The organism is Thermoplasmatales archaeon (genome assembly GCA_026127925.1).
In the GTDB taxonomy this organism is placed as follows: Archaea; Thermoplasmatota; Thermoplasmata; order Thermoplasmatales; family Thermoplasmataceae; genus JAKAYB01.
In genome coordinates, this window is the sequence record JAJSLM010000003.1 from 1 (window position 1) to 16,333 (window position 16,333).

The 16,333-nt window shown below is 40.8% G+C and carries 16 protein-coding genes; 8 read left to right on the forward strand and 8 right to left on the reverse strand.

Going from position 1 to position 16,333, the window contains the following annotated elements; genetic code table 11:
• Positions 1-237: 237 nt before the first annotated feature.
• Entirely contained in the window at positions 238-1,035 is a 798-nt protein-coding gene (locus tag LVQ96_03525; GenBank protein ID MCW6170221.1) for an MBL fold metallo-hydrolase, read from the forward strand.
• 19 nt (positions 1,036-1,054) lie between these two features.
• On the opposite strand, the gene LVQ96_03530 is transcribed toward LVQ96_03525, so the two are convergent.
• The 3 genes from LVQ96_03530 to LVQ96_03540 form a co-directional block, all read right to left on the reverse strand.
• Positions 1,055-2,041, reverse strand: a complete 987-nt coding sequence (locus LVQ96_03530; protein ID MCW6170222.1) for an AbrB/MazE/SpoVT family DNA-binding domain-containing protein — start codon at positions 2,039-2,041, stop codon at positions 1,055-1,057.
• 107 nt (positions 2,042-2,148) lie between these two features.
• Complete coding sequence (locus LVQ96_03535) at positions 2,149-2,685, reverse strand: GNAT family N-acetyltransferase (protein MCW6170223.1); 537 nt, start codon at positions 2,683-2,685, stop codon at positions 2,149-2,151.
• Between the two features lie 85 nt (positions 2,686-2,770).
• A complete protein-coding gene (locus LVQ96_03540) occupies positions 2,771-3,589 on the reverse strand; it encodes a hypothetical protein (GenBank protein MCW6170224.1) in 819 nt (272 codons plus the stop codon).
• A gap of 170 nt (positions 3,590-3,759) precedes the next feature.
• Between LVQ96_03540 and LVQ96_03545 the strand changes: the two genes are divergently transcribed.
• Entirely contained in the window at positions 3,760-3,933 is a 174-nt protein-coding gene (locus LVQ96_03545; GenBank protein ID MCW6170225.1) for a hypothetical protein, read from the forward strand.
• Positions 3,934-3,942: 9 nt separating this feature from the next.
• Complete coding sequence (locus LVQ96_03550; protein ID MCW6170226.1) at positions 3,943-4,710, forward strand: nicotinamide mononucleotide deamidase-related protein; 768 nt, start codon at positions 3,943-3,945, stop codon at positions 4,708-4,710.
• A gap of 144 nt (positions 4,711-4,854) precedes the next feature.
• Here the strand turns inward: LVQ96_03550 and LVQ96_03555 are convergent, their stop codons facing one another.
• Both LVQ96_03555 and LVQ96_03560 read right to left on the reverse strand, forming a co-directional pair.
• Positions 4,855-5,889 carry an SIS domain-containing protein gene (locus LVQ96_03555; protein ID MCW6170227.1) on the reverse strand — a complete coding sequence of 345 codons (1,035 nt, stop codon included), beginning with the start codon at positions 5,887-5,889 and terminating at the stop codon, positions 4,855-4,857.
• 107 nt (positions 5,890-5,996) lie between these two features.
• Positions 5,997-6,263, reverse strand: coding sequence for a hypothetical protein (locus LVQ96_03560; GenBank protein MCW6170228.1), 267 nt, complete (start codon positions 6,261-6,263; stop codon positions 5,997-5,999).
• 177 nt (positions 6,264-6,440) lie between these two features.
• On the opposite strand from LVQ96_03560, the gene LVQ96_03565 reads away from it, so the two are divergent.
• The 3 genes from LVQ96_03565 to LVQ96_03575 are packed head-to-tail and all read left to right on the forward strand — an operon-like array spanning position 6,441 to position 10,141.
• The gene (locus LVQ96_03565) at positions 6,441-7,286 is read left to right on the forward strand and encodes a fumarylacetoacetate hydrolase family protein (protein ID MCW6170229.1); all 846 of its coding nucleotides are present in this window, start codon (positions 6,441-6,443) and stop codon (positions 7,284-7,286) included.
• Positions 7,286-9,220 (forward strand): DUF87 domain-containing protein, encoded by a 1,935-nt coding sequence (locus LVQ96_03570; GenBank protein ID MCW6170230.1) that lies wholly within the window; start codon positions 7,286-7,288, stop codon positions 9,218-9,220. The genes LVQ96_03565 and LVQ96_03570 overlap by 1 nt, the downstream gene beginning before the upstream one ends.
• Positions 9,221-9,229: 9 nt before the next feature.
• The gene (locus LVQ96_03575) at positions 9,230-10,141 is read left to right on the forward strand and encodes a hypothetical protein (GenBank protein MCW6170231.1); all 912 of its coding nucleotides are present in this window, start codon (positions 9,230-9,232) and stop codon (positions 10,139-10,141) included.
• Here the strand turns inward: LVQ96_03575 and LVQ96_03580 are convergent.
• Positions 10,133-10,825, reverse strand: a complete 693-nt coding sequence (locus tag LVQ96_03580; protein ID MCW6170232.1) for a uracil-DNA glycosylase — start codon at positions 10,823-10,825, stop codon at positions 10,133-10,135. The genes LVQ96_03575 and LVQ96_03580 overlap by 9 nt on opposite strands.
• 262 nt (positions 10,826-11,087) lie before the next feature.
• On the opposite strand from LVQ96_03580, the gene iorA reads away from it, so the two are divergent.
• Together iorA and LVQ96_03590 are read left to right on the forward strand one after the other, a co-directional pair.
• A complete protein-coding gene (gene iorA, locus LVQ96_03585) occupies positions 11,088-12,974 on the forward strand; it encodes an indolepyruvate ferredoxin oxidoreductase subunit alpha (GenBank protein ID MCW6170233.1) in 1,887 nt (628 codons plus the stop codon).
• On the forward strand, positions 12,964-13,584 hold the full coding sequence (locus tag LVQ96_03590; protein ID MCW6170234.1) for an indolepyruvate oxidoreductase subunit beta: 621 nt from the start codon (positions 12,964-12,966) through the stop codon (positions 13,582-13,584). Before iorA ends, LVQ96_03590 begins: the two co-directional genes overlap by 11 nt.
• Before the next feature lie 65 nt (positions 13,585-13,649).
• Here the strand turns inward: LVQ96_03590 and LVQ96_03595 are convergent, their stop codons facing one another.
• Positions 13,650-14,084 carry a hypothetical protein gene (locus LVQ96_03595; GenBank protein ID MCW6170235.1) on the reverse strand — a complete coding sequence of 145 codons (435 nt, stop codon included), beginning with the start codon at positions 14,082-14,084 and terminating at the stop codon, positions 13,650-13,652.
• 285 nt (positions 14,085-14,369) lie between these two features.
• Positions 14,370-16,124 (reverse strand): APC family permease, encoded by a 1,755-nt coding sequence (locus tag LVQ96_03600; GenBank protein ID MCW6170236.1) that lies wholly within the window; start codon positions 16,122-16,124, stop codon positions 14,370-14,372.
• Positions 16,125-16,333 lie beyond the last annotated feature (209 nt).

Sequence of the window (16,333 nt, forward strand, 5' to 3'; positions counted from 1 at the left end):
AAAGGCATGGAGAAACTGAAGGAAATCATAAATGTAGGGAGGGGCACTCCCGAATTCACGCCCGTGGAGATTGGAGCTCTGCCAGCAATGGTAACTCCGGTCACTGAAACGGGAAGCCCCCTGCGTTAGCTGGGGGAGGATGTCACTAGTATGCCCTTATAGGTCAATGCGCGATCTCAAAATACTAGTTTACAATATACTTCAATTATGACAAGCGGAAAACCTGAGGTTCACCTTTTGTCTGATGGTAATTTTTCTCTTGACCCAGGTGCTTACTTTGGCATAGTTCCGAGACCGTTGTGGGGAAAACGTTTTTCTCTTGACGCAAGAGGACGCGTAATTCTCTCACTTAATGTTTTACTTGTCCGTGGGGAGAGATACAACGCACTCGTAGATTCTGGGATTGGCCATATGGCTAACGAAAAACTTTCTAATATATTTGAAGTAAAGGAGAATCAAAGATTTGTTAAGGACATAGAGAAATACGTCAAGCCTGATAAGGTCGATTATATCTTGCAGTCTCATCTTCATTTTGATCATTCGGGGAATTCATTCGTTAAGAACCAGGATGGAGAATTCTTGTTTAAAAATGCTAAGATTGTTGTACAGAAAAAAGAGTTGAACGCATTTCGTAAGCCAGATGAGTTCACAAAAGGAAATTACATGTCGGGCAACTCAAAAATACCTGCTTCCAGAATCATATCCGTTGAGGGATCTAAAAGAATTAATTCTGATCTGCGCGTCATTCTTACCGGTGGCCATTCTCAGGGGCACCAGGTTATAGTTATTGGTTCTCCAGGTAATGAATTCATATACTTCGGTGATCTTATTCCGTCCGCATTTCATATAAAATTGCCTTACGTAACCGCTATCGACATAGAACCCCTTGAAACCGTGAGAATGAAGAAACTCCTGATCAGGAAGGCTATCCGCGATCATGCGATTTGTATATTCAATCATGACGGTGAAATACCTGCGGGTTACATATCCGGCGATCCAGAAAATCCTAAATTGGAGTCCGTAACTCTTCAATAATTTCAAAAGAGATTTAAGGCTATTTGTCACCGATCGTTATTTCATTTCTTTCTCCAAGCAACAGGTCCATTGCCAGTTCTGCAATATCTGTGGAATAAAGACCAATCCTGAGGATTTCCTCGGAAATTGAAGACACAACATTCGATTGCCTTTCGCTTCTTGCTTCGTCCATGAGTTTGTCTTTCATCTCTATGATGCTCGCTTTCTTCTCGATCAACCCATTCAAAATATTAAATCTGCGGGAATAAAATGCTTCTACGGATTCATTGAATAACCCCAGAGACTCTTTAAGATAGTCAACAATACCGCTTGGACTGGTCTTATCACTTGGGGCCTTGGATTTCCAGATTTTGCATATGTTTACGGTATGATCCGCTAACCTTTCTAAAATTCTTGAGAAAATGAGGTAATAAACTGCGTTGTTGCCCTCTTCGGTACCCGCTCTAACCTCCCGGTAAAGATAATATAAATATCTGTCAACCTCGTCATCTCTCTCTATAACGTTCTCCAATAATCTGACTTCTGAATTTTCTATACCGGTTATGGTATCATTGATCATGGCCTCGACATTCAGGGACATTCTTCTTACTGCTTTAGAGAGGGGGAAAGAAGATGAATCGAGAACATTCTGCAGCGTTATGGAGTTTGATGATTCCTCAAATATCTCTATCCCCATTACGAGTCTTGAGAATTTCTTTATGACCTCTCTTAGTTCTTCATCGAGGTAATCCTTGCTGCCAATCACTAAAGTATTGAATCCAGAAATATATACTGAAATGAGAATTCTTTGGAATTCATTCACATTTATTTGATCGTTGATCATGATCTTCTTTGAAATTTCAACCTTCTTTGGATGCCCGCTCGATAACTGAAGAGAGTCGTCCAGTTCGGATATGATGATCTCGCTTCCTCTCTGAAGATTGTTACTTCTTATCCATTTCGACGGCAGCGAAATAATATATGTAGATCCGCCTGTTAACTGTAATCTTCTTGTAAATGTAACCATATAAATAGAATAACTCCAATCTATATATATTTTTCACATTACTAAATATACTACATATAAGGTCACGTTATCAATGTAGTACTCGTGTGCATGGCCTATATATGGTTCTATCGCAGTAATTTCGCAAGCAAAAACTCTGAATACGGTTTCCCTTCAAAGAAGTAAGAATCCCTCTGATACCCTTCTATGGCGAATCCATTTTTGATTAGTACCTTCAGAGAAGCTGGATTGTATTCCAGGACCTTCGTATGAAGTCGGTTCATGTTCAGGCTATCTCTGGAATAGTCACATATCAGGGATAACGCAGTGGTTGCTATCCCTCGATTTCTGAAGTCTTTCGAAATCCAGTAGCCTACATGTGCACTTCTGTTAGCGGTGTCTATATCACTCAGTCCAATCACGCCAGTAAAAGTGCACTCAAACAATATCTTAAAGTCTATGGAAAAAACTTCTTTCCCCGATTCTCTTTGTTTCTCTATAAAGTAGAGACCGTCGCTCTCTGTGTATGGAAATGGGAAGGAATGTCCTCCTATATTTCTGTATATCTCATAATCACTGGCATTTTTTGCGATAACTGCTGCATCTTCTTTTCTAAGATCATTTGTAAGTTCTATCTGATCAGATTTAAGCGACAGTAACTTCATGCGCCGAAATCCATAGCATATATTTAGAATTATTATGCGTCAGTTTTGAGGAGACTATCCAATACGGGTGAATATCTGCTGTAAGTCATGGGTTGGAAGGGGGCTGCAAGGGAGGCGGGGAATATGGTGGCTGATTTACAGGCGGTGTCTGTTGTGGAGGAACCCTGGATTTTGATATAGATCTTGCAAGGAATACTCCGACAGCGAATATGACATAGAGAATCAGCACCGCTATGAGATAGTCGGATACAACTACAAGGACATAAATGGAATAAGGTGAAGCGGTCAAAGGACCTTCAACGGGGGTAGTGTATATTACTGTTGTACTGTTGCTGATGCTTACATTGTATCCATAAATCCCAGAAGGCAAACTGGAGACATTGAAGCTGAATTCTTTTGCAGTACTTGATATATTTTTCATCGGTGACATCTCTGAATACGTCACGATCTTATATGCTGTTGAATTCCCAGAGGCTGTAATATTCACGGATAAAGTTGTGAAGTTTAAACTCGCAATATCACTTGAATTAATGATTATGTCGTAATGGTAGGGTCCTTTCTGGCCGGAAAACGGACTTACTGATACTGTAGCATTTGTGTTGGATTTGGACGTGCCGTGAATCATGTCATAAGTTAAAACAGGATGGGCACTGACAGTTACACCAGTCACTATTCCTCCAATGATAAGCATGAAAGCGACAAGTACAATCGCCCCTCCAAGCAACCTTAACTTTATTCTCCAGAGGCCAGTAAAATGAAATACAAAAAATATCACTACAGGAATAAGGAAAATTAAATCGGATATTGTGTATAAGGACGCGTACCATACTCCTACGGATGCCAAGGTGGCAATTATCGGAGCGGAAATCCGGTTATTCTTTACTATCCAGCTATCTGGATTCATGCCACCTAAATCCCAATCACACATATATAATGAATTCCATGACATGTGGCAGCGTGAAGGCAATTTCCTGATTTTTCTCAGGCTTCGCTCTCTAAGCACACGGGTTAGTATTTACATAGAGTTATGCGAATAATTTTTATAAGGGCGAGAAATAGTGACTTGGTGGTTCGATGGCCCATTTAAGGGATCTTGAAAAGTATGAAGAAAATGCACTTGCTCAATGTACCGATCCAACTTACAGAGAAAAATTAAGAAAATGGGTGCAGAAAAAAAAAGCACCTATTAATGATTTTGATCTGAAAAAGCTAAAAGACAAGATTGAAAAACATGCCAGAAATATGTGATCGATCAAGTTGAGAGCTTCAATAATCACAATAGGAAATGAAATTCTTAAGGGAAAAACTGTAAACACGAATTTTGCTTACATTGGAAGTGCGTTGACAAATGCCGGATATGATGTTTGGCGTGGAATCATTGTACGAGATATCGCAGATGAAATTGGATTCGCGTTAAAGATTGCGCTTGATTCGAGTGATTTAATCGTTACGAGCGGAGGGTTAGGCCCAACCTATGATGACATGACGCTTTTAAGCATAGCAAATGCACTCAGTTTGAGCCTCGTTCTTAACGAAGAAGCTCTTGAAATGATAAAGGACAAATATAAGAATCTAAACATACCAATCACTGATCAAAGAAGAAAAATGGCAATGTTACCTGAGGGATCTTATCCTTTACCGAATCCTGTTGGTACAGCCCCTGGCGTATTCATAAGCTATAATAACAAAGCAATAGTATGCCTACCTGGCGTTCCTGCAGAGATGAAGGGAATTCTTGATCTAGCGATGGATAAACTTAAATCATCCGGAAAAAGTTATGTGGAAAAGACCGTAAGGCTGCGTGGCATCATGGAAAGTGCTATCGCCCCTCTTATCGAGGAAGAAATGAAACTGTGGGGAAATAAAGTGTATATCAAAAGCCATCCCGGTTCTATAGAGGTATCAAACCCTTACCTAGACATAGAAGTCTCGTCACATCTTGATTCCAGAGAAGAGGCTGAAAAAGACGTGGATTCCGTGTTGAACGAGATAATAAGTAAATACAAATCCTATATAGGGAAATAAAGTAGGATATGTTGGCGAGTTCCTATTAGGCTTCCCAAATAATTAAAGAGATTGAGCCTTTTTTTTACTATTAAAAACTGTAATCTCGGAAATTTCATTTATAATCTACATTGGAGTGGTACATTTTGCTTCACTGTTCGTGGACTAATGCGCACCCGGCGGAAAAACCACGTTGTCAAAATCCCTGTATCTTTTGTCCTCAAAACGCAGATAATCCGGATTTATCCCTCGATCTACCGCCATATAGTAGGCCAAGTAATACATTTGTACCATGTATGTAAAGGGAAAATATGCGGCCATTGAGACCTCGTTCACGTCCAGAGAATAGCTGCCATCTCCATTCACGACCAGAGTGCGCGTGTCTGTATATTCACAAGCCTTGACTATTTGGGATGCTCTTTTCTTGTCAACCTCCGAATCAATTATTATAACGAGAGAATTCTTGTCGATAACCGAAGTGCAGCCATGATTGAATTCTTCAAGTTCTATACCTTCTGCGTGAAGGTGTGTTGCTTCCTTTAACTTTTGAGCGATCTCTCTAGCCGCGATGAAGTTTGGACCAGAACCAAGAACAAAGACATCTTTGACATAGTCAAGATTTTTTGATATTTCTGCAATCTCCTTGTCACTTGAGTTAACCTCTCGCTCCACTATGTTGTGCAATTCTTTCCGATCATATTCTATTTCGCCAAACTCGCTGGCTATTTCCAAAGAAGCAAACGCATTATCAAAGAATGCTTTTGTATTGCAAAGGGAGCGATCGGGAGAATTTATGATTATTGAATCCTCCGCTGCTTTGGTCAGCGGAGTTTCTTCAAAGTGAGTGACTGCGACCGTTCGAACTTGATCTCTATATTTTTTAACAGCGTCTACAGTCGATTTGGTTTTTCCTGTATGAGAAAAAGCGATGAGTGTACCTTTTGGGGGATAAAAGTGTTCCATTTCGTAAGCCTGGATAGATTTCCATTTTTTGGGTGTTTCATAGAGCACCTGTGCACCAACTGTCGCCGAATGAAATGCGGTCCCATTTCCGGTAAAATACAGTTCGTCGCTTAAAAAATGGAGATCAGTATTTTGTAACACGGATAGGGTTGCCTGAATTCCCTTTGGTATCTCCTTTATCATATCGTACATTACATAAGGCGGTTTGTCTCTATGTTCAGGAAGATCATCGGTCATAATACGTTAAGAATAATATGCAATTTAACACTTGCGCGAAAAAAGGATCATAGTAATTCCATTCCGGTGAAATCGTGACACATTGAATGATGTAGAATAAAGCGATCTCAGGATTCGGCCCTTGGTTCTGGTCTTTTTCCTGGTGTATCGTCTTCTGTCCCTGGTAAAGGGGTTATCATGTTTATCACAACTGATTCTACATCGCTTCTCAGTTTCATTAAATGTTCTATGGAAACTTCCCGTCTGTTTGCCTCCTCGCAAATAGCCTTCGCATCCTCGCCTTCAATAATCTCCCTATTTTCACCTGCATACCTTCCTGGTCCTACTGATTTATAGATTACCGTTAACCTGTTGATTTTTGAGCAGTCATACATACCTGGGAAATGTCAAGAGTCTTTATTTCTATTTCGCTGTTTTGCCCCAGCATAATGACTTTACTTGGCGATTTAAGGATCTAAAGGTAGAAATCTCTCATTCAGATGACGGGGCCTTTGAAATGGGAAATTTGGCAACACTAAATAAGAGAAAAAAGGATAACGCATACGATAAGTATGAATATTTTAAAGAATAAGAAAATGGGTAAGAGTGTTACAGTTATTGAGCAGAACGGTGCGTTTTATGATCTGAAAGATACAAAAATCGCATCTGAACCTACGGTACAACTGATAGAAGATGGGGCGGATCTCGGTTCATTAATAGGTGATAAGGTTAAAGGAGAAATAACGTATGATCTACCAGTAATTCCTAGAAAGATGTTCCTTCCGGCACTCAATTTCAAGAGTCATGTATCCGAATCAAATTCTACAAAGTCCGCCAATCCATACTTTTTCACAAAATTCCAAAATGCCCTTGTTCCCAATGGAGGAAGCGTTGTCAAGCCAAGGGGAATCTCCCGCTTCGATTATGAGGGGGAAATCGGCATAATCATCGGAAAGAAAGGAAAATATCTCAGTCGGGAAGAGGCTTTGGAATATGTTTTTGGATACACGATTGTAGACGACGTGAGCATCAGGGACTACCAGATGAATACCGATCCATCGTATGGAAAAGATTTTGTCATGGGTAAATGTGCAGACACAGCCCTGCCCATTGGTCCATGGATCACAACTGCTGATAGCATAAATTTCAACAATTGTGTTATCACAACATATGTTAACGGCGAGCTAAGACAGAACGGATCTGTAAATGACATGATCTTTTCCGTCGGGGAGCTTATTTCAAGAATTTCACAAATCGTAACACTGGAACCTGGCGATCTTATCTCCACAGGAACACCTTCCGGAGTGGCTGAGCACTCCTCAAGACGTTTCCTCTCTCCCGGAGATGTCGTGGAAATTGAGGTAGCAGGCATTGGTTCACTGAAACATAAAATAATTGACGATACATACACCAGATAATGAACTACCGTCATGACAGAATAATATCGTATTCTCCAGATTTTTTCTTTTCCGACTTGGGAATATTACTAGGGCATTCAGTTACTGGAAAAGATGTTTTTTTAAATCCTGATGCACTGAGAAGGCATCTTGTAGTTCTAGGAAAAACCGGTACAGGTAAATCAAACATCCTTAAGAGGATCGTGAGTGAAATTATTGACAAGAAACTGGGATCGGTTGTCATTCTTGATCCTCATGGGAATATGGCTAGAAGCCTTGCGTGCAGATATGTGGATTCTACCATGGTACTCTCACCCAGATCTGTATTTTCCGGAATTCGACAGAAGTCAATAACACTTAACCCGCTTCAAATCAAGGGAGAGCAAAACGATCCGTCCGTAATTGGTGGCTGGGTGAGGGACGCATTTTCTTCTGAAAACACACTTTCGCAGGGAACATGGGGGCCAAGACTGGAACTGATATTCACCTCTGTCATGAACGAACTTATCCTCTCGAAGGACGATGCTAATCTTGCCGATCTCCTAGATCTCCTAGCAAATCCTTCTAAAATGAGGCTTTTTTTGAAAGTCATAAAGAACGACAACCTCAGGCAATTCCTCAAGTCCCAGATGGCTGATTGGCGTGGTTGGAATCAATATGTTGCCAGTTCGATAAACAAGTTACTGCCAGTAATTGCAGATGAAGGCTTAAAAAATATTGCTTCGGGAAGATTGGATTCAACGGATTTGCTCGAGTTCTTACAGAGTGGTTCAAAGATTCTTATTCCGGAAATATGGAAGGAAGTTACCTCTGAGGAAAATTACAGAATTATTTCTGTGCTTCTTATTCTCAAACTCTGGACTTCAAGGATCTATGATATCAAAGAGCGCATTCCTATATACATAGTAGTGGATGAGGCACAGCTTCTCTCCGAGAACGTACTTGATAGGTTGCTCAGAGAAGGCAGGAAATTTGGATTTCACATTATAATGGCAACCCAGTTTATCGGAAAATACAATGACAGGATCATGGAGACTGTAAAAGGAAATGCCTCCAATTTTATTTCCTTTTCAGTATCGGATGACGAAGCCAGAACAATTTCAAGGAATTTCTTTTCGGACCCTGTTTCTACGCAACTCTTCCATGTTCTCACCTCACAATCAATTCACAAATGCGTTCTCTGGTCTCAAAGAGAGACTGGTATTTCAGGCCCGTTATCTGTTGTACCTGAGCTATGTGGTATCAAGGATGATTTGGAGTCCTTCAATCGCTTGCGTGAAGAAAGCATTGAGAAATATGGCACTAATATAGAAAAAGATGAGGAGCCCCTCCTAGATCTTCACGAACATATTCTTGACCAGTTTGAAATATTCCTGAAGGATCACAAGATTCAGCTGGAGCGTGGCATAAAGATTAACGGTCTTGTTCCGGACGGCATTTTTTATTATGGTGGCACAAGGTTTATCGCAGAAGTAGAAGTTTCTGACATAGTAAATAAGAGCCGGATTCGGGAAAAACTGTACAATTACTATGATCACAAGATTGTGTTTCTTGTTCCGTCAGGGTTTCATTCAAATGTTTTAGAGACGCTTTTGTCCGAAAGAAACATTGATTCTCTAATTAAAAGAAAGGGAAAAAATGCGCTATCTTCCGTCATGAATTTTTCCATTGTGGAAGTTAGTGATACTTCCTCAATTTTTGGATTGAATTTTCATAAACCCCTCGATCTTGAAGATCTTCTTAAAGGCTCGGCAGTATTGACTCTTAACAATCTGCCTTTTCCGGAGATAAGGAAATTTTTACTGAGCGAAATGGTCACCCAGAACAGAAATGCAATTGAGTATCCGTCGAATAAAATAATGGAAATATTTGGAGAGGAAAACGCCACGTTATTTCGGGAGAGATTCGTAGGTAACGACGACACCATTAATATTGCGGCAATACTTATTGATTAGGTGCAGAACTTGAATCTCAGTTCTTTTAGAGAGCTAGATGAAATTAGATTACCGTTTCCACGCGTTGAACCAGTCGATATGGCTATCTCCGATATTTCTTTCCGCCCTGAGGGTACCAGATGGTGCAGCCTTCGGTTCACAGTAAGGCAAAACGGAATTGAATACAGAATTAAGGAATTCTTCCTTGATTGGTTCTTCCTTGGATTTCCAAAATCATTGATGAAAAATTTTGCTGAATCGTACTCGCAAATAACGGATAAAGAGATCAATGATTTCATTGCCTTCATCGGGAATGACTATAAGAGTATGCACGCCCTGAGTTCTTTTGTATACGGTACGCAGGTGGAAATCGAGACACAATCCTGCGAACCGAAGGATATTGTCGAAGTGTTTTCAAATCTTAGAGTTAATGAAGTGGATTTACAGAGACTTAATGGTTCACAGTACGTAGATCGTTCGTTTTTTGCCAAAGGGAGACACGGTGACTGGTTTGAAGGCGAAAGGATTAGCAGAGTTCACTGGCAAAGATCGGAATATAGGCCATTAATAGCCAACGGCAAAACACTATCTCCAAGCGGCCTGGGATCTCTGCCCGTTGCCGGGAAAGAGCAGCGCATTCTGGTGTTGGAGGAAGACAATTTTCATAGGTGTGTCTGGTTAGAAATCACAGATCGCGAAATAAAAATCCCATACGCTTTTTATAAACTCCGGCCTGGAAATTATCTTTACGATAATTTTAGTAATGGGGGAGGCACCCGTAGGGTGACAAAATTGTGCCGAAGAAATACCGGACCCTGTGTAGCACAGTTTGAGTACGACGGTAAGGTAGTTACAATTGGTTTTTCTGCGGGATTCAACGAGAGCGATGTAATCTCGCTTATCGATCAGGCCGACGCAGTAATTGATATGGCGCTAGGATGAGGTCTCATATTCTGCATATGTCTTGGCTTTTCTCAGTATATCTGTGAATTGTTCTTTTGTAATTTTTCCTGTATTCACATTCCTGGGACTTGGATGATAGACGCAATATATCCTTATTTTTCCGTAAGAATAGAACTTTCCATTTTTAAAAATATTCCTGTTTCTAGTAGTGCCTTGTTTTCTAAAAAGCGCGTCCACTGCGTCGAATGCGATTTTTCCCAGGCACACTATTGATCTTAAATTTTTCATGAGCCGTAACTCATTATCCAGATATACGGAGCAGTTTTTGATCTCGTCGTTAGTTGGTTTATTGTCCGGTGGGACGCATTTAACAGCCGCTGTGATAAACATTCCATTGTACACCAGGCCGTCGTTCTTTGAAACAGACGTGGGTTTGTTTGAAAGCTTGAGTGAATAGAGGCATGAAAAGAGAAAATCTGAGCTCTTATCTCCAGTAAAGACTCTCCCCGTTCGGTTTCCGCCACTGGCAGCTGGGGCGAGACCGACGATGAGCAACTTTCCATTTATATCCCCGTAACCGGGAACGGGTTTTCTCCAAAATTCGACCCTCTCATACTTCTTGCTATCTAATAGGCAGGTTTCCCTAAATGATACAAGCCTGGGGCAGAGTTTACAGGATACTATCTTTTTCTCGAGGTTGTCAATATTTGCATATAACCGCATAATATAGTACAGCGATCACACACATCAGTATGTAATTTGTCTTTGAAATCAACGTGGCTCAAAAAGTGTAAAAAGTATATCTATTTAGGGAACAATTGATCTAGAACCTTAACGTATCTTGTAGGGCAGTAAACAAATAAGATCAAAAAGCACAATTATATGATGGGCTAAAATAAATATACCTAGTTACTGAGAGATACGCTCTATCACGGTATTTCCAATAATTATTATACCCGTTTGTGATATTTATCATGCGGTTTGTATGAATCTTATAGACCAAATCCTTACCGGCAAATCTGGTGAACGTTTATTTTTATTAGGCAACGAGGCGATTTCAAGGGGATTGCTTGAGGCTGGTGTCAAGGTCGCGACAACTTATCCAGGTACACCATCCAGTGAAATTGGCGATGTACTTTCTCAGATTGCTAAACGGGCAGGTATGTACTTCGAATTTTCCGTAAACGAGAAAGTTGCGGTTGAGATGGCATTTTCTGGGAGCGTGTCTGGTCTCAGATCGTTTGTATTCATGAAACATGTAGGCCTGAACGTTGCTTCTGACAGTTTCATGAGTACGGTATACTCTGGAGCAAAAGCGGGTTTTGTAATAATGTCTGCTGATGATCCCTCAATGTTCTCATCCCAGAACGAACAGGATAACAGGGAATATTCAAAGCTTGCGCATATTCCAATGATTGAACCTTCAAATCCGCAGGAGGCTAAGGATTTCCTTAAGACTGCTTACGAGGTCTCTGAGAAATTCAATATACCTGTTCTTTTCCGGACAACAACCAGGGTGAGTCACCAGAGAGCAACAGTGGAATTGTCTAAAATACCAGACACTTCGCTGACCAAGGGTATGTTTGTTTATGATAAGGGAGACTATGTAGACCTTCCCTCAAATTCATATTTTCTCAAAGAGAAATTAGTTAAGAAGATGCAGGAAATTGAGAAATTTTCGAACACTTTAGATATAAACAAACTAGTCGACAATGGAGCCAGCGATGTCGGCGTAATAACATCCGGTGAAGCCTACAATACACTCATGGATTCCCTTAATGAAAATGATCTGCGAGCAGATATATTCAAAATAGGCATGACAAACCCACTTCCATCTTCCACCTTGTTAAATTTTCTGAATACGCATGAAAGAATTATTGTTGTGGAGGAGCTAGACGATTTCCTCGAGGAAAGGGTAAGGGCCCTTGCACAGGAAAATGGCCTATCCAAAAAGATTTATGGAAAAATGGACGGGTATTTTCCCTACAGCCATGAGTACAACTCTGACATCGTTTCGCTGGGCCTTTCCAAGATTCTGGGTTTCGACTTTAAAATTCCACAACCCATGGTTGAAATTTCGGATCTTCCAAAGAGGCTTCCTGTCCTCTGTCCCGGTTGCCCTCACAGGGCCACGTTCTACGCGGTCAGGAGGGCTGTGAAAATGGCGAAACTTGACGGTGTTGTTTATTCATCGGATATCGGATGTTATTCACTGGGCTCATATCCCCCTTTTGAAATGGCTGACACTATGCTGGCTATGGGGGCCTCTGTAGGCGTCGCAACGGGACTTGCGAAAGCAACAGATCAACGTATAATATCATTCATAGGTGATTCGACATTTTTCCATTCCGGTATACCTGCCATCATTGACGCAGTGAGGAACAAATCTGTAATGACGCTTATCGTACTGGACAACAGAACCACAGCAATGACAGGCCAGCAGCCAAATCCTGGAGTCCCAATCAACGGAATGGGTGATTCATCTTATGAAGAATCCATAGAAAATATTGTAAGGGCACTTGGTGTTGTAAACGTTGTAACTGTCGACCCGTATGATTTGAAGAGCACTCTGCTCGCAGTTTCTTCGGCCTTGAGGTATGAAGGCATATCCGTTGTGATTGCAAAGAGAGAATGCGCTATACTTAGAGACAATCGCATGAGGAAAGAGAGAACATGGAAGACGTTTGAGATCGATCAGGATAAGTGTACAAAATGCATGCGATGCGTGACAACTTTTTCATGTCCTGCAATTTACGTAGATAAGGGATCAGTAAAAATTAATCCAACACTCTGTGACGGATGTGGGGTCTGTGCAGAAGCTTATGTATGTCCATACAGGGCAATCAAGGAGGTCGTTCCAGTTGCAGACTAATATTATTATCGCTGGAGTTGGCGGCCAGGGTGTCATCACTGCGGGCTATTTGATAGCTGATACGTTATCCAGTAAAGGCCAAAATGTGGTCATGTCAGAAATCCACGGTTTGGCACAGCGTGGTGGTTCAGTAACCGTTGAGCTCAGGATAGGGGACGTTTACAGCCCGATTATTCCGCAGGGCAAGGTAGACATAGTTATGGGGTTCGAACCTATTGAAGCGGTTAGGGCAGCGTATAGGGGCCATAAAGACACATATGTGCTGATAAATTCCGAAAAACAGGTTCCTGTATCGTTAAGCATGAAGGCAATGGAGTATCCATCGGACGATTTTATTTCTCGCAAGCTCCTAGATTTCAAGCGTGTGGTATTTCTCGATGCTTCCTCTATGGCTATTGAAGCTGGGAGTGTACGTGCAGTGAATACAGTAATGATAGGGGCTGCTCTGGCTTCATCTATTCTCCCAATTTCCTTAGAAGACCTGGAAATTTCACTTTCAAAAAGATTTGAGAGGAAACTTCTTGATATAAACAAAAAAGCTCTTCAGTTAGGAATAGAGTATGCGCGAAATAAGCTTGAGAGCAATGTAAAAATTCCAGAATATCTCTAAAAACAACTCATTGTAGTATAAATTAAAAGTTGAATTTTTATAATACTGCTTAAAAAACCATTCCTCTAGAAACCGCAAATAGGCGTAGCGAGGATCAACAAGTGGGAGCTAGTTATTGATATCCCTAGTATAAGGCCGATGATGAAGAGTATTACAAACGTAACTACCACGACGAGTATGGCAATAAGGAATCCTCCTAGAATGCCTGTCCTGAAGATAGACCCATAGAGGGCACTTAGTATTAGTATGGATATTATGATAGCAATGAAGTCTCCTAAGACCGGGCCAATTATGAACGATAAGCCAACAGCAAATATGAAATAGAAAATCGAGAATATTATCGGACCAAGCAAAGCAGCCAAAAGAGCCCTCCCAAACGTGGCTCTCTTACCCGTGACAATCTTAGCAGCAACCCAGATAAAGAATGCAGAAATGGCCCAGGATACTATGAAAGCTACGATTAAAGTTAAAATTCCTGCAATCGAAGTAGCAATACCCATATAGTGCTCGTCAACAACAGATCCTATAAAAATCTTTCACTTGCCTATTTTATGAAAGGAATCTGAGATGTTTGGAGATTCAATAAAATTAGATCTCTAAATGATACAGCTTAATTTTTTAATTGGACGCTTTTAACTTGGCCGTATTTCAATTGATACCGATTTATCTATATGCATGTCTGTGGTTCCAATTATGTGTTCTTGAGAGATACAAAGGTAAAGAGAGAATTCAACTGGACGAAGAATAAAAATAAAATAATGTAAATATTAAAGAAAAAAAGAAGATTAATCCGCGCTTTCTGTCAACGCTATGCTTCTATCAACAGCTTTTACAACGTCATAATTCTTTACAGAGGTTTTCAATGCCCATATATAGAATATTATGGCTGCTATAATTTCGATAAACCAGTCAACTGGGATAGTGGGATAACCTGGAATTGCCAATCTATTGACAGGTCCGTACTCTCCAAAATAAAGAAGAACGAGATTGAAAACAATGAAAGTTATGACCCATGCCCCTGACTTGAGATCGTCACGGAAATTTCTCCCTTTTGCATAGCCGTATAGTAATATGCCTGCAAGTATAATTATCAATAGAGCGTAACCACCGTATGGGTCCGCACTTGTTATCAAGCTGCCAGCACCCCAGTATACCATAAGGGCCGAAACTATGAAGGCTACCGGAGCGATAATACCATAGGCAGGAAGCTTAAAAGGGCGATTTAGATTCGGGTGTGCTTTTCTAAATGTGGAAAGAGCTATTGGGCCTATTATATAAGAAAATACCCCAGTTGTGGTTACGATTGAAGTTAATGCTGACCACGCACCACCAACAGATGATACTAAGTATCCAATGCCGGCAAGTAAGAGCAGTATAATTGTGACTATGAGCGTAATGATAATCCTAAAGGCAGGGACTCTGTACTTTGTATGTACAGCAAAGAAATTCTTTGTGAGATATCCCTCTTTCGCAGTACCGTAGAGAACTCTTGCTGTAGAACCCATGTACTGACTTAATGTCCCTGTCGGGCTGACCGCGCCGTCTATTATTAATAATATTCCTAATAAACCCATTCCAAGGCCAACAGCTTCAAAGAAGAAAGGAAAAGACGACATGGTAACACTCGATGTTAGTCCAGCCCAGTCTCCAGGCATTACTCCAGCGGTTCCAAAAGCGGCACTGTTCCATTTTATGCCTCCTATGAACGCTATTTGAAGCAAAGTGTACATTCCTATTCCTGTGAGAGTGACAGCAATTAATGCCCTCCATATGTCTTTCCCAGGTGACTTTGCCTCGGCAGCCATCTCAACTGGTTGACGAAATCCTAGGTATGCAAATACTACGCCGGTAGCAGGAATAGCAGTAAAAACTGGATCTATACCATAAGGCATGAATCCCCCAGTCAAATGCGTAAAATTAGATCCAAGCCCGTGTGAAAGACCAACAACTAGGAGCAACGCGATTGCCAGCGGCGGTATTATTAGTTTCCAAATGGTCATACCAAAGTTTGTCTTTATGAGTCCTCTCAGGCCAATGTAATTCACGTAGAAGAAAACTGCTGACAAAGCTACAGCTATTCCAACACCCAAAAAGGATGGTATCCCTGAAGAATTCATAAGTACTATCGTGCTGCTTGGGTAATAATAACTTACTGCACCTTGAAGAACTGATACTACGGCAACAGCTTCAACAGCCGGCACAGCTATGTATGTTAATATAGTGCTCCATGCAATTATCGACGCAGCCACTCCTCCGTGAGTGAAATTAGCATATCTCGCAGCGCCTCCAGCAATTGGAACTGCTGTTGCAATCTCTGACCACACGAGGGCAATAATCAAAATAAATATGCCGCCTATTATCCAAGACAGTATAGACGCTGGACCTGCCGCACCCGACGTCAGATAACTTCCGAACAGCCATCCCGATCCTATTACCGCAGTTATACCCGCAAAGTAGAGATCTCTAAAACGCATACCCCTTCTCAATTTATTCGATTCTGGTTCTGTTGCTACATACTCTTTAGGCACTCTATTGTTCACCTTGTTAAACGTTACCAACTATCATTATTTAAATTTTTCCTTCAATATTTCGTCTTTCTCAATAGAATAAATAATATTTATAGCCAAATAATGAACAAAACTTTTTCTTTAAATTGCACCAAATAAAAGTATAACATCCTTATATGACATAGAAATTGAATAATATAAATCTACATTTCGAAGATTTTATGGATATATTATAGACTCAA

Excerpts from the sequence above, each read along its gene's own strand:
- LVQ96_03530 (MCW6170222.1), bottom strand. The coding sequence starts at position 2,041 with ATGGTTACATTTACAAGAAGATTACAGTTAACAGGCGGATCTACATAT.
- LVQ96_03535 (MCW6170223.1), bottom strand. The coding sequence starts at position 2,685 with ATGAAGTTACTGTCGCTTAAATCTGATCAGATAGAACTTACAAATGAT.
- LVQ96_03540 (MCW6170224.1), bottom strand. The coding sequence starts at position 3,589 with ATGAATCCAGATAGCTGGATAGTAAAGAATAACCGGATTTCCGCTCCG.
- LVQ96_03545 (MCW6170225.1), top strand. The coding sequence starts at position 3,760 with ATGGCCCATTTAAGGGATCTTGAAAAGTATGAAGAAAATGCACTTGCT.
- LVQ96_03555 (MCW6170227.1), bottom strand. The coding sequence starts at position 5,889 with ATGACCGATGATCTTCCTGAACATAGAGACAAACCGCCTTATGTAATG.
- LVQ96_03560 (MCW6170228.1), bottom strand. The coding sequence starts at position 6,263 with ATGTATGACTGCTCAAAAATCAACAGGTTAACGGTAATCTATAAATCA.
- LVQ96_03565 (MCW6170229.1), top strand. The coding sequence starts at position 6,441 with ATGAATATTTTAAAGAATAAGAAAATGGGTAAGAGTGTTACAGTTATT.
- LVQ96_03570 (MCW6170230.1), top strand. The coding sequence starts at position 7,286 with ATGAACTACCGTCATGACAGAATAATATCGTATTCTCCAGATTTTTTC.
- LVQ96_03580 (MCW6170232.1), bottom strand. The coding sequence starts at position 10,825 with ATGCGGTTATATGCAAATATTGACAACCTCGAGAAAAAGATAGTATCC.
- iorA (MCW6170233.1), top strand. The coding sequence starts at position 11,088 with ATGAATCTTATAGACCAAATCCTTACCGGCAAATCTGGTGAACGTTTA.
- LVQ96_03595 (MCW6170235.1), bottom strand. The coding sequence starts at position 14,084 with ATGGGTATTGCTACTTCGATTGCAGGAATTTTAACTTTAATCGTAGCT.